Here is a 12659-nt window from a genome sequence, read left to right as displayed (position 1 = left end):
ATGATTCGTGTTCTTATATTGAATTTTACTTGATTAATTATATAAATATTAATGTATTTTTAGTATTAATTATTTATAAGAATAATATTTAGATTCATAACAAAAAATAAGATAAATTTTTTAATTAAGGAGAAAACTATGGACAAAAATTTACAACGTGAAGAAATTGAAAAGATTTATGGTAAAATAAGTCCATTTGAATTTAAAAATAGGCTAATAGAACTAGCTAATGGAGAAAATGAAAAAACAGCACGTATTCTTTTAGATGCTGGTCGGGGAAATCCAAATTGGACAGCATCTACTCCTAGAGAAGCCTTTTTTACATTTGGTCTTTTTGCTGTTAATGAAACTAAAAAAGATTTTTATAATGTTAATCTAGCTGGAATGCCTAAAAAAAATGGTATTTACCATAGATTCATAAAATTTGTAGATGAAAATAATACTTTGCCAGGAATAGAATTACTAAGAAAAATAATTGAATATGGAATAAATGAAAAAAAATTTAATGCCGATGATTACTTATATGAATTAGCAGATGCAATTATCGGAGATAACTATCCTGTTCCAGATAGAATGCTATTTCATATTGAACAAATAGTTCATGATTATTTAGTACAAGAAATGTGTTACAACAAGCCTCCAAGTGGTAAATTTAATATTTTTGCGGTAGAAGGAGCTACTGCAGCAATGTGTTACATATTTGATACTTTAGGATCAAATATGCTTCTTAATCCCAAAGATAAAATAGCAATAATGGTACCTATATTTACTCCATATCTAGAAATACCAGTTTTGCCTAGATATGATTTAGAAATAGTTCCTATAAAGGCTACTGAAACTACCACAGATGGAACACATACTTGGCAATATCCTTTACATGAACTAGAAAAACTTAAAGATAATTCTATAAAGGCTTTATTTATAGTAAATCCAAGTAATCCACCATCTGTTTCATTAAGCAGTGAATGTAGAAAAAACCTAGTTTCTATTGTAAATGAGTATAATAAAGATATAATGATAATATCTGATGATGTTTATGGTACATTTGTTCCTGAATTTAGATCATTAATGGCTGATTTACCTTATAACACTATAGGGGTTTATTCATTTTCTAAATATTTCGGAGTTACAGGTTGGAGATTAGGAACTATAGCTATTCATGAAAAAAATATATATGATAAACTTCTTAAAGAATTGTCAGAAGATAAAAAGAAAATTTTAAATAGAAGATACGGTGATATGAATTTAAATCCAGAAACTATACCATTCATAGATAGAATAGTTGCAGATAGCAGACAGGTTGCCTTAAACCATACAGCTGGACTTTCTACACCTCAACAAGTGCAAATGGCATTTTTCTGTGCATTTGCATTATTAGATGATAAAAACATATATAAAAATCAAACTATAGAAATATGTCATAGACGTCAAAAACTACTATGTTGATAGTCTCGGACTAAATTTAAGAAAAGATATATATGACGCAGCTTATTATACAGAATTTGATTTATTAGAATGGGCAAATTATAATTATGGTTCAAAGTTTGCAAATTATCTTGAGAGCAATTATAAGCCTGTTGAAGTGTTATATAGATTAGCTGAAGAATCATCTATTGTATTATTAAGTGGTTCTGGATTTCAAGGACCAGAATGGTCTATAAGAATTTCTTTGGCAAATTTGAAAGATGAGGATTATACCACTATAGGAAAAACACTTCGTATAATTCTTGATGAATTTGTAAGTAGATGGAAAGAAAGTGAAATATGAAACTGTGTAATAGAGATAAAAGATATTAAATTGTAGTACTACTATAAAATATAGTAGTACTACAAAACTAAAATAAGGATATTAGAAGATATTATTAAAACAGCAGTTTTTATTAAAATTTCTTTCACATTTTCTTGTGATTTCATTAATTCTTGACTGTATTGATTTTTTTGATGTCCTTGAAACATATTTATGTTTCTCTCATTATTTTGATTCATTGTATATGAACTTTTTAAATCAAGATTCATATTATTTAATCCTTCTTCTAGATTATTCCTATATTCATTATTATCTAATTGTTCATAATCGGTATATGAACAATTTTCATTATTCATACTCATTATTTTAAAATAATCTTCATAATTATAATCTGAATTATTATAGTTCATCTTAGTCTCCACTTTCTAAATATCTTTTGTTTATTTATATATAGTATATATTATTCTTTCTATTTGTTTTATTTCTTTGTTTTTTTGATTTGCTTTCATTTTTTTATTCTATTTATACTCATTTACGAGTATATTATTTAAGATTATATTTAACATTAAAAATAAAGCATATAAGAATACTTAAATTCTAATATGCTTCTTCTAATTATCCATAGAATGCTTTATAAAAATCACCTTGATTATCTAAATAAATTTGTATTTGGATAAGTGGTATTTTAAAAGTAATAACCCCAGCAGAATAAGGGCCTATTTCATTTGGAAGATAATAAATATATAAATTATCTTTATCTAGGTAAAAGTCATGATTCTCCGATATTCCTTTAAATGAATCTGGAAAAACATATTCATAATTAGGGTCATTTTCTATAAAATTCTCAATTATATCATTTAACCTATTTATCCAGCTCGTATTACTTTTAAATAAATCCTTTAAATTGTAAAATTTTCCCGTCAACAAATCAATAGCACAGGTTTTTCTTATTGGTGTTCCATGAACTTCTCCTAATGGATAATAATATCCTAATAAATCTATGATTATTGAATTATCTCTGTAAAATAATATTTGAAAATTTCCGTAGTAATTGTATGATAATACCTGATCATTTATAATATTTAGCTCCTTACCTATCAATTCTCTTTTTGATGGTATGAAAAATGACATTTCCCTTAATCTTGAATTAACTTCTTTTTCTATATTATCATCATGCATCCCTTTCACTTGTGGAATATATATGAGATAATTTATGTTTGGTTTATATTTATCAATTATTATCAAATATCTTTGATCTAAAGGAATCTCTTTATTCGGTTGATAAATTACTTTATTATTTTTATCTAAATAATACGGAAAATAATCTATATTAGCATATATAATTTCACCTTTAACTCTAAGTTGACCACTTCCATCAACTATAGGTAGATTTTTTATTATTTTCCCATACTCATCTAAAAAAAATGTTTTTTTATCATCAGATCCATATGATAATCCTTTAATGTAGCTATCAATCTCAAGATAATTAAATTTTGTTAAAAGAGTTCCTTTGGTATCTCCTATAGCATAAATACTTCTTGGAAATATCCTATTATCTCCTATCGGTAAACCTAATGCTACCTTACCTTCACCTAAATATTTTACATCACTATATATATCTCCATAAATTTGCTTTCCTAATTTATCAATGACTCCATGTGTACAGCTTATATTATTACCTCTACTGACCACAGCTACTCCATCATTAAATTCTTGGGCATCACAATAAATTGGACTAATAACTATTTCTCCATCCCTGTTTATATATCCATATGGTCCACCTAATAATATTGAAAATACCATTAAGTCTTCCCCATATGATCCAACATATTCAAAATTATAAGTATTGCTAATATTCCCTTGTTTATCTATTAATGCATATTCTCTTTCTTTTATTTTTATTAAGCCAAAACCATCATTGAAATCACTTACATTCATATATTTAACTTCTGTAATTTCTTTTGCATCTAAATCAATATATCCATATTTATAACTTTTCCCATTTCTTTTTGCAACAACCGCATGTCCATCATTGTAGTTTCCTATATAATCGTAAACTATATCTCTTAATTTATTTCCTTTTTCATCTAAAACCCCCATTTTAGATTTTTCAGTATAAATGGCCCTACCTTCTTTATACTGATTTATATTATCAAATTGAGGATTAACATAATAATTTCCCTTCATATCAATTATTCCAAACTTGCTATTTTCTTTAATTATTGCTAATCCAAGTTCATTAAAATCATATGCCCTTGTAAACTTAAATGGAATTGCTTCTTTACCTTCCTTATTTATATAGCCATATCTATCTCCATCCACAGTATTTTTAAGTGCAGGATATAATCCAAATTCTCTTTTTTTTGTATTTTTCTTCTTACTTTGTTTATTATTTTTCCCCCTACTCATATAACCCCTCTAAAATTTATTGATAATGTATATTATATTTGTATATTACCTATACGATACACTATTATGTATACTTATTATGAATAATTTATATTTTATAACCTACTGATTCTTTTACCTGATTTAAATTAGGAATGAATATTTGTTATCATAATTTAAAGGAATATGGGAATTTTTTAAATTATATGGAAATATGGAACAAAAAATTTAAACTACAGTTCTTTTTATAAATTTTTATTACAATAAATTAAAAGCCAGTAAATATGCTTATGATTAATTTACTGACTTTTATTTAATATACTTCTTATATTCATATATTATAATTTATATACTATTTAAAATCATTTAAGATTAGCTACCTTACTATTTTAATTAGCTTTAAATTTACCAATTTTAGTATTATCGATTTTTTAAATTCAATATTTGTTTCCATTAAATAAGTTAAAGAAGTAACTTTCATAAATTTTAAATGCGAAAAATATTAATATCACTTACTTAAATATTTTATCTATTGAAATATCTTTAGGCTCAAACTTAAATTTCCCAATTTCTATATTAGGTTTTGTCTTTCCATGAAAATCACTTCCACAAGTTATTATCATATCATTTTTTAAAGCCTTAATATAAAAATAATCGGTTTGCTCTTTTGTATGATAACTACTAAAAACCTCTATACCATCTATTCCTTCTTTTATCAATTCATCTATTATATCTAAATTTTCTTTTAAATTATTTCCTGGATGCGCAATTATTGCTTGACCACCATGCCTATGAATTAATTTAATTGCTTCTTTTAAAGTTATAAATTTTATTGGTACATAAGCTGGTTTTCCTTGTGAAAAATAGTCCCAATAAAAATTTACATAAGGCATATCACTTCTACTTCCACCTTCTAAATACGGCTTCATTATAGTAGAATTCCTATTTTCCTTATCTTCTAATAGTATTTCAGCTATTAACTCACCTGTAACAACTCCATTTGTCGATCTTTTAAGAACTTCCTCTTCGTGTATATTTAAACCTGTGTGTTCCTTTATTAACCTTATCTTTTCTTTTGAAGCACTTCTTTCTTGATTTAAAATATCTTCTTCAATATTATAGAAATCCTTTTCTTTATAATCTATATTGTATCCAAGTAAATGTAAGTTTATACCATTAAAGGTGCAGTCTATTTCTATTCCTGGTATAACTTTTATCTCCTTATCCTTTGTATAATTTAAAGCTCTTTCTATTGCCTTTACTGAATTATGATCACTTATAGAAATTATTTCAACATTATTTTTTACTGCTTTATCGATAATTTCTTCTGGAGTATACTCTCCATCATCACTAAAGCATGAATGCATATGCAAGTCTATATTACTCATATCAATCTCCCCATAACTAGTTATTATTTTAAATGTCTTAATTTATATTATACAATGATTTCATAATATTTAATTTTCAAATATAGATATTTTTTATAAATAAGCTTATAAATTTTAATCACTATTTTCAGATAAAATAAATAAATTCCCATTCATATAAATCAAAAGTAAAAAACTTTCCTTTTATTATTGGATCCTCTTCTGCAATATTTCTTGCATCATTTATATCTTTTGCTTCAAATAAAATCATGCCTCCATTAGTATTATTAAATCCTCCACCTAAAAAATACCTCTCCTTAGAAATTTTATTTAGATAGTCTACATGTTTTGTGAAATCAGTCGACGTATATTCTAAATCTTTATTCTTATAATCTATTCTAACAAATAATTTATCTCCCTTTTTCATAAATTCATCCTAAAGACTTTATTATTCTTCTATTTTATGAGTAGTAATTCCTATAAAATCCCTCCCCTTTGGTCCAATTGTACCGTCTACATCCATATCCATTGGAATTACTTTTCTTGATCCATCATTATATTCTACTAATGCAAAACATACTATTGGCAAAGTAAAATAGCCATTTTCTTCATTAGAATATTCAGAATAAATATCTTTTGAATTCGATATTATTTGAATTATTTCATAATCCCCCATTTTTTTCATCCTTTCTCCACTTTACTAATACTATCTAAAATTTCAGTTTTAGATTTCTACATAACTATCCCAAAAGCCTTCATGATTTTCTATAGTTCTTACTGATAACTCTATTACTCCTTAATTAAATACTAGATTTTATATTTGTATAAAACCTAATATAACTTTCGGTAATACCTTAATAAATAAAATTTATTTTTTAATATGATTAATTATATTATTTGTTATCAATTCAACTACTTCTAATATAGAGAGATCAGTTGTATCAATTTCTTTTGTATCCATATTTTTATATAAGTCTAGATATTCGATACTCCTATTTATAGATTCTTCAGTTCTTAAGTTAAGCTTTACATCTCTTAATACTCTATTCCTCAATGTATCTTTAGAGCATGTAAGAGTTAGCTTAATAACTTCAAAATCTAAGTCCTTTAAAGGTTCTAAAATATCGTTATAAATTTCTTCTCTATGTATAACCTATGTAAAAATAACATATTCTATTGTTGAATTCCTAATAAATCCTCTAAGCAAATATGTTATATTATCTATTACCATTTTTTTATTTTCTTCATTAACAACAAAAGGATTCATCATCCAACACCAGTCTCCATCAAGCAATACGGAATTTTGAAGACTTTTATTTAATTCCTTACAGGTTGTAGTTTTACCTACTCCCATAGCTCCATTAACTATAATTAATTTTTTATTCATTTTAATCTCCTCTTGAATTTTATTATTTCATCTCCAAATTCCATTGAAATTTTATCATTGTAAAGTATAATTTATTAGATAATTTTTTGTGATATTAATCTATTAATACTTTATATTAATTCTAATTTAAAAGTTGATCTTCCCCTAATAGATTGTTTTATCAAATGATTCTCCAATGTCATAAAGCTATACTGGATGGTTGTAATCACCCATACTTTTCCATAGCATAAATTATCTAATTTACCTTTTGCTTCTGGTAAGGTTTTTCCGATCACAGTAAGCTAATTACTATTTTATCTATAATTAAATATTTTCATATTCACCATAATTTTCATTATTGTCCCTAGAATTTAATAAAAAGCATTAAATTTGCTACAGTTAGTGCCATCTTTTAATTGGAAAACCTTATATTTTCACAATAATTAGCTTACTTTACTGTACCTTCTAATTAAAATTTTACTCTATACCTAGTAACACTTATGTGACGCTTGGAATATATTAAATTATATACTATAGAGAGGTGAATAATATGCCATTTTGTGGATTTAATAGATGCTGCTGCAGATGCTGTAGATGTCGTAGATGTCGTAGATTTAATAGATGTTGTGGATTCAATAACTTCTTTGGAAATTGTGGAGGTTTTTGGTTCTAATAATACTATGAATTAATTTCCTGTAAATTTTAATAATAAACTAATATTAAATGGTGGATTATTATATGGTCCACCTCTCTATAAAATATAGCATAAATTATTCATTTCCTTAGAAAGCCCCATTAAAATACCAAGATTAAATAAATTATATATCTTACTTAATTTCTTATTTAACTTTGCACACCTTTGAATATTTATTTCATATTTGATTAAAATAAATATGAAAGGTGGTTAGGCTATGAAAAAATCAATACTTTTATTTATAATTTCATTATCTTTGTTTTTTAGTACTTTTACACAATATACTTATGCTATAAATTTATTTGAAGAAGGTGTTTACCAAGCTTCTGACTTAAATTTTTCTTCTGAAAATAAATATATAGTGCAAAACATATCTGAAACCAATAGTGTTTATTTACAGGTGTTTGATGAAAATCAAATTATTGTCCAATCCATTCGTCTTACTCCTAAATCCGATAAATTTAACTTAACAGCCTTACTTCCAGGTTATAGAATTGTTATAGTTGGTAAGGGTAATGTTTTCATTTCTTAAAGGGCACTAAAGGTGTCTTTTAAGTCTTGTTATAGAACTACTACACTCATTCTATTTTCTTAATTCTAATTTGATCTTACTATTAAGAATGTACAAAAATCAAAGTGAAAATTATAATAACTGTAGAACCTATTATCATTAAATTTTAATAAGGAAAATAGTATGATAAACCCACTTACAATACAAACAGTTATATAAATTGCTTTTTAAAAACTTTTCATTTTACCTGCAGCCTATATTTTTTCTATAATTATTCCTTTTAATCTTAAAATTTACTTAACTTTATTTATAGAATTGTATGAATATAAATCTAACTAAATAATTTAATCAAATTCTTCTGTTCTTTTCTGTAAATATAACCATTTCTCTCATAAAATCTATGTGCATTTTCTCTATCAATTCCCGATACTAGCCTTATTCCAGAATATTTATTTTCTCTTGCTACTTCTTCTAATTTATCTATTAAGGCTTTTCCTACACCATTTTTTCTATAAGATTCTCTAACTACAAATCCTAAAATATTTATTAAAGAATCAGAATATAGTAACTCATATTCACTACCATGTATATATCCAATTATATTATTATCTATATAAGCTACTAAAATAATATCTTTTTTGTTTTCTATTATATATTTAATTTTTTCTCTAACTCTTTCTTCTGGATATAAATAACCTAATTCTTTATTTAGCAAATATATATCCCTATAATCAGATATAGAAATGGTTCTAATATTTATCATATATACCAGCCCTTCAAATAATTTTTATAGTGATTCATCTATTTCCTTTTCAAATACTAAATCAAATCTCTTTATTCCTCCATTATTACTATAAAATTCTGAAGGTATTGCCGTAACAAACCTCCATCCTTCTTTACTATACTTATCTATGATTTCCCTATGATTTGCATCACCCCTAAACAATCCATGTGTTTGAGCCTCTTTATACATATACTTGTACATATGCTATCCTCCGATTAAATTTAAGTATTATTTATATAAACATTATATAATATTTAGGATTAAATGTAATTATAATGCATATAATAATTGGAATTTTATTTATTCTATTAAATACCTTAATAAATTTAGGTATTTACTCCTCTTAATAAAAATCTTTAAAATATATTATTATACCAAAATACTAAAAAGCCTAACACAGTTCTATGTTAGGCCAAAAGGCTTATATTTAATATTCTGAAATCTTAGAAACACCTATATCATATATAATATTTCTTTATAATAATTTATTAATCTTGTAAGTGTAAATATACAAAATAGTTCATTACTATAATAAATTGCTTATTCTCTAACCCCTAGTCATGTATTTTTGAAATAATTTATCTGCTATTTCTGGATTAGATTCTTTTAAGTCATTTAAATATACAAGAGCACTTCCTTTATATTCTTTTTCTTCGCCAAATAAAATAACTTCATAGCAGCTTCTTAAAATATTTACAACACAATTGTCAAAATGATTTTCCTTACAACTTTTACAAGTTCTTAGAATGTCTGCAACTCCATCCATTATATATTCTTTGTCATATATTCTTGTATCCATAATCGGAATGTTCTTACATCCATCGATTACATATGTAACTTTATTAATCATACAATTTTTAATACATTCCGTTCCATATCCAACTAAACAGGTTTCTCTCTCGCACCCTCCACAAACATTCTCAGAAAGACAACAAGGACTAAGCTTGTCTACCAATCTGCTAAAATTCACATCTTTAAATGCAACTCCCATCTTTTTCATCCTCCATTTATAAAAATTTATAAGTATATCTTACCCCTTATATTCGCCTTATTAATACATTCCACATGCATATTAATAAATGCATTTAGTACCATTGTTACCTTTAAAAATTATCACAATGTTAATTATATTCTACATTATACCATTTTTATTTTTTTTAACCAATATGAAAATATCTAAAATTATTTTAATTTGACTCTCTTCCTACTCCCTCGCTATTATTTTTATTTTTTCTTGTTTGAGTAATTATAAGCGTCACTTTTGCACTATTTCAAGAAAAATTCATAAAAATACTCAACATTATTTAAAATAGTGTTGAGTATTTTTATTATATTATATTCTTAAAATTTTTAATTACATTAAAATATCATTTTTACTAGTATTTTAAAATTTTTTAATACTCTATTTCTTTTATCTCTAGATGATTTATATATTTCTCTTTTAATCTCAATTGAATTTAATCTTTCATCCTTACAATATCTTTCAAACTCTATAGCGTTTTTGTGACTATTAACTATAGCTATATTAATTAATTCTCCGATAGTATACATATAAAATTCCTCCCTTTCTATTTCTTATACCTGTTTCTAATTGATTTTCTTTTAATTTTTTTAGATTAATCATTTAATACATCCTCCTTTAAATTATTTTTAATATATAAAAATAACCCTAGTTTACCCAGGGTCATTAAATATCACTTTATTTAGCAATTAAGCGCATAAAAAAACCATGAGCATAATAACTCATGGTGGCACAATTAACAAATTAATATTCCGTAAAAAATTACAGATTATCTCCACTGGTAGAGCTACTAATAAAATATAGATTATATTCAATTTGATTTTTATTAGATTTTAAATTTATAAACATAACCCTACCTCCTTAATTTTATAAAAAATATTACTACATTAGTATATGCCCTTATCCATCTTTTGTAAATAGGTAAATGTAAAAAATTATAATTTTAGTAATTTTTTATTAATGAATTTGTATCGATATATTTGTACAATATAAGTTTTAGTATTATTATCTATTTAATCTAATTATAGGTATTAATTCTTTAAAGGATATTATTATAAGTAAATATTAGGATTAAAGGTGAAGCTGGCACTGGTAATATTGTTGAAGCAGTTAGACATCAAAGAACTATGATTTCTGATATAAGAAAAATTCAATCTGCATCTAAAGAAGAGCTTATGACTATAGAAAAAGAACTTAATGCTCCTTACGACTTAATTTTATATATTCATGAAAATGATAAACTACCTGTTATTAACTTTGCTGCTGATTGTCTTAATAAAGCTAATCTCTTATTTTTATAAAGGGGCTCGCGTTTTAAACTGATACCTATAGACTAGACACTTAAATAAAAGGATTTATGTCTATAGGTATTTTTTATATAATTAAATAAATAGATGGGGGTTGCTGAATGGGTAGATTTTTATTAACGAGAGAAGATATAGAAAAATTAAAGAAGAATAAATATGTAGCTAAAGTAAGTGAAACAACAATAACTTATACATTTGAGTTCAAAAGATTATTTATAGATGAATATATTTCTGGAAAACCAGCACGCAAAATTTTTGCTGAAAATGGATTTGATATAGCTATGATTGGAATTAAAAGAGTTGAAGAATCAGCTGCTAGATGGAAGAAAGCCTATGATAAAGGCGGTATTCTAGCTTTAGATAAAGCCACAAGAACTCCACGTTACCGCAATGTTAATCGCGAATTAACGAAAGAAGAAATTATAGAAAGACAAGAAGCTAAAATCAAGCTACTTGAAGCACAGGTAGAACTATTAAAAAAATTAGACGAGAAAGAAAGGTTGCTGATAAAGAAAAATAAAGAATTGAATACTAGCACTAAATTTGAATTAATAAAATCTACAATTGAAATGAATAATTTTAAAAGGTTAACAGGATATTTTTGCAAGATTTTAGATGTTTCACGATCGGGATATTACAATTATATAAATTCAGCAGATATACGAAAGCAACGTGACAACCAAGACATATTTGCTAAAAATCTAATTTTAAAGGCTTTTAACCGACGTGGATACAAGAAAGGTTCTAGGTCTATTAAAATGATATTAGAAAATGAATATAATGTAATTTATAGCTTAAAAAAGATACAACGAATAATGAAAAAATATGAAATTATATGCCCATATAGAAAGACTAACCCTTATAAAAAAATAATAAAAGCAACTAAAGAACATAGAACTGTTCCAAATCTTTTAGAAAGAAATTTCAAGCAAGAAACTCCTGGTTTAGTTTTATTAACTGATATTACATATTTGCCATACGGCGAAAACGATATGGCTTATTTGTCAACCATTCTAGATGCCTCAACAGGTGAAATATTAACTCATCATATGTCTAAGCGAATCACTCTAGATATAGCGACAGAAACAATATTAAAACTAAAAAAACAGAAGAAAGTAAAGTTAGCTGCTAATGCATTTATCCATTCTGACCAAGGATCACATTATACAAGTCCTATATTTCAAGCCTTACTGAAGGAAAACAACTTAGGACAATCTATGTCTCGCCGTGGAAACTGTTGGGATAACGCCCCGCAGGAATCGTTCTTTGGTCATTTGAAGGACTCTGTTAAATCTAAGAAGTGTAATTCATATGAAGAACTTAAAAGCAAAATTAATAAATATATAATTTATTATAATAACTACAGATATAAATGGGATCAAAAAAAGATGACCCCTGTTCAATACAGAAATCATCTTCTTTGTGCATAACCCTTTTTTTATAATGTCCTTGACATAGGTATCAGTTTATTTCG

The 12659-nt window shown here is 25.4% G+C and carries 12 protein-coding genes and 3 pseudogenes; 5 read left to right on the top strand and 10 right to left on the bottom strand.

The window, feature by feature from the left end:
• Positions 1-138 precede the first annotated feature (138 nt).
• Positions 139-1768, top strand: a pseudogene (gene aspD, locus NSA50_RS16545) (aspartate 4-decarboxylase).
• Between the two features lie 59 nt (positions 1769-1827).
• On the opposite strand, the gene NSA50_RS16540 reads toward aspD, so the two are convergent.
• The 6 genes and pseudogenes from NSA50_RS16540 to NSA50_RS16515 form a co-directional block, all read right to left on the bottom strand.
• Positions 1828-2157 (bottom strand): hypothetical protein, encoded by a 330-nt coding sequence (locus NSA50_RS16540; RefSeq protein ID WP_257446878.1) that lies wholly within the window; start codon positions 2155-2157, stop codon positions 1828-1830.
• Positions 2158-2362: 205 nt separating this feature from the next.
• On the bottom strand, positions 2363-4156 hold the full coding sequence (locus NSA50_RS16535; protein ID WP_195428220.1) for a WG repeat-containing protein: 1794 nt from the start codon (positions 4154-4156) through the stop codon (positions 2363-2365).
• A 491-nt stretch (positions 4157-4647) separates the two neighbouring features.
• Positions 4648-5523 (bottom strand): PHP domain-containing protein, encoded by an 876-nt coding sequence (locus NSA50_RS16530; RefSeq protein WP_195428223.1) that lies wholly within the window; start codon positions 5521-5523, stop codon positions 4648-4650.
• Between the two features lie 127 nt (positions 5524-5650).
• Positions 5651-5929 (bottom strand): YciI family protein, encoded by a 279-nt coding sequence (locus NSA50_RS16525; RefSeq protein ID WP_257446871.1) that lies wholly within the window; start codon positions 5927-5929, stop codon positions 5651-5653.
• Positions 5930-5950: 21 nt separating this feature from the next.
• Positions 5951-6187 carry a hypothetical protein gene (locus tag NSA50_RS16520; RefSeq protein ID WP_195263049.1) on the bottom strand — a complete coding sequence of 79 codons (237 nt, stop codon included), beginning with the start codon at positions 6185-6187 and terminating at the stop codon, positions 5951-5953.
• Between the two features lie 183 nt (positions 6188-6370).
• A pseudogene (locus NSA50_RS16515) lies at positions 6371-6889 on the bottom strand (AAA family ATPase).
• Between the two features lie 539 nt (positions 6890-7428).
• Here NSA50_RS16515 and NSA50_RS16510 point away from each other — a divergent pair.
• Together NSA50_RS16510 and NSA50_RS16505 are read left to right on the top strand one after the other, a co-directional pair.
• Positions 7429-7557 carry a hypothetical protein gene (locus tag NSA50_RS16510; protein WP_257446865.1) on the top strand — a complete coding sequence of 43 codons (129 nt, stop codon included), beginning with the start codon at positions 7429-7431 and terminating at the stop codon, positions 7555-7557.
• Between the two features lie 222 nt (positions 7558-7779).
• Complete coding sequence (locus tag NSA50_RS16505) at positions 7780-8094, top strand: hypothetical protein (protein WP_257446862.1); 315 nt, start codon at positions 7780-7782, stop codon at positions 8092-8094.
• Between the two features lie 310 nt (positions 8095-8404).
• On the opposite strand, the gene NSA50_RS16500 is transcribed toward NSA50_RS16505, so the two are convergent.
• The 4 genes from NSA50_RS16500 to NSA50_RS16485 form a co-directional block, all read right to left on the bottom strand.
• Positions 8405-8836 carry a GNAT family N-acetyltransferase gene (locus NSA50_RS16500; protein ID WP_257446859.1) on the bottom strand — a complete coding sequence of 144 codons (432 nt, stop codon included), beginning with the start codon at positions 8834-8836 and terminating at the stop codon, positions 8405-8407.
• A 24-nt stretch (positions 8837-8860) separates the two neighbouring features.
• On the bottom strand, positions 8861-9058 hold the full coding sequence (locus NSA50_RS16495) for a DUF4177 domain-containing protein (RefSeq protein ID WP_195263045.1): 198 nt from the start codon (positions 9056-9058) through the stop codon (positions 8861-8863).
• A gap of 346 nt (positions 9059-9404) precedes the next feature.
• A complete protein-coding gene (locus NSA50_RS16490; protein WP_257446855.1) occupies positions 9405-9857 on the bottom strand; it encodes a hypothetical protein in 453 nt (150 codons plus the stop codon).
• Positions 9858-10216: 359 nt separating this feature from the next.
• The gene (locus NSA50_RS16485; protein WP_257446853.1) at positions 10217-10408 is read right to left on the bottom strand and encodes a hypothetical protein; all 192 of its coding nucleotides are present in this window, start codon (positions 10406-10408) and stop codon (positions 10217-10219) included.
• Between the two features lie 534 nt (positions 10409-10942).
• Here NSA50_RS16485 and NSA50_RS16480 point away from each other — a divergent pair.
• Together NSA50_RS16480 and NSA50_RS16475 are read left to right on the top strand one after the other, a co-directional pair.
• Positions 10943-11143: pseudogene (locus NSA50_RS16480) on the top strand (pyridoxal 5'-phosphate synthase lyase subunit PdxS); the annotation flags it as partial.
• Positions 11144-11286: 143 nt separating this feature from the next.
• Positions 11287-12615 (top strand): IS3 family transposase, encoded by a 1329-nt coding sequence (locus NSA50_RS16475; protein WP_257446850.1) that lies wholly within the window; start codon positions 11287-11289, stop codon positions 12613-12615.
• The last annotated feature ends 44 nt before the right edge of the window (positions 12616-12659 follow it).

It is taken from the genome of Clostridium mucosae (assembly GCF_024622765.1).
Classification (GTDB): Bacteria; Bacillota; Clostridia; order Clostridiales; family Clostridiaceae; genus Clostridium.
The sequence above is the reverse complement of the archived record's forward strand: the minus strand, read 5'-3'. Positions and strand labels throughout refer to the sequence as shown.

What these genes read in the sequence shown, in the direction of transcription:
- NSA50_RS16540 (WP_257446878.1), bottom strand. Translation starts at nt 2,157, where the DNA reads ATGAACTATAATAATTCAGATTATAATTATGAAGATTATTTTAAAATA.
- NSA50_RS16535 (WP_195428220.1), bottom strand. Translation starts at nt 4,156, where the DNA reads ATGAGTAGGGGGAAAAATAATAAACAAAGTAAGAAGAAAAATACAAAA.
- NSA50_RS16530 (WP_195428223.1), bottom strand. Translation starts at nt 5,523, where the DNA reads ATGAGTAATATAGACTTGCATATGCATTCATGCTTTAGTGATGATGGA.
- NSA50_RS16525 (WP_257446871.1), bottom strand. Translation starts at nt 5,929, where the DNA reads ATGAAAAAGGGAGATAAATTATTTGTTAGAATAGATTATAAGAATAAA.
- NSA50_RS16520 (WP_195263049.1), bottom strand. Translation starts at nt 6,187, where the DNA reads ATGAAAAAAATGGGGGATTATGAAATAATTCAAATAATATCGAATTCA.
- NSA50_RS16505 (WP_257446862.1), top strand. Translation starts at nt 7,780, where the DNA reads ATGAAAAAATCAATACTTTTATTTATAATTTCATTATCTTTGTTTTTT.
- NSA50_RS16500 (WP_257446859.1), bottom strand. Translation starts at nt 8,836, where the DNA reads ATGATAAATATTAGAACCATTTCTATATCTGATTATAGGGATATATAT.
- NSA50_RS16495 (WP_195263045.1), bottom strand. Translation starts at nt 9,058, where the DNA reads ATGTACAAGTATATGTATAAAGAGGCTCAAACACATGGATTGTTTAGG.
- NSA50_RS16490 (WP_257446855.1), bottom strand. Translation starts at nt 9,857, where the DNA reads ATGAAAAAGATGGGAGTTGCATTTAAAGATGTGAATTTTAGCAGATTG.
- NSA50_RS16485 (WP_257446853.1), bottom strand. Translation starts at nt 10,408, where the DNA reads ATGTATACTATCGGAGAATTAATTAATATAGCTATAGTTAATAGTCAC.
- NSA50_RS16475 (WP_257446850.1), top strand. Translation starts at nt 11,287, where the DNA reads ATGGGTAGATTTTTATTAACGAGAGAAGATATAGAAAAATTAAAGAAG.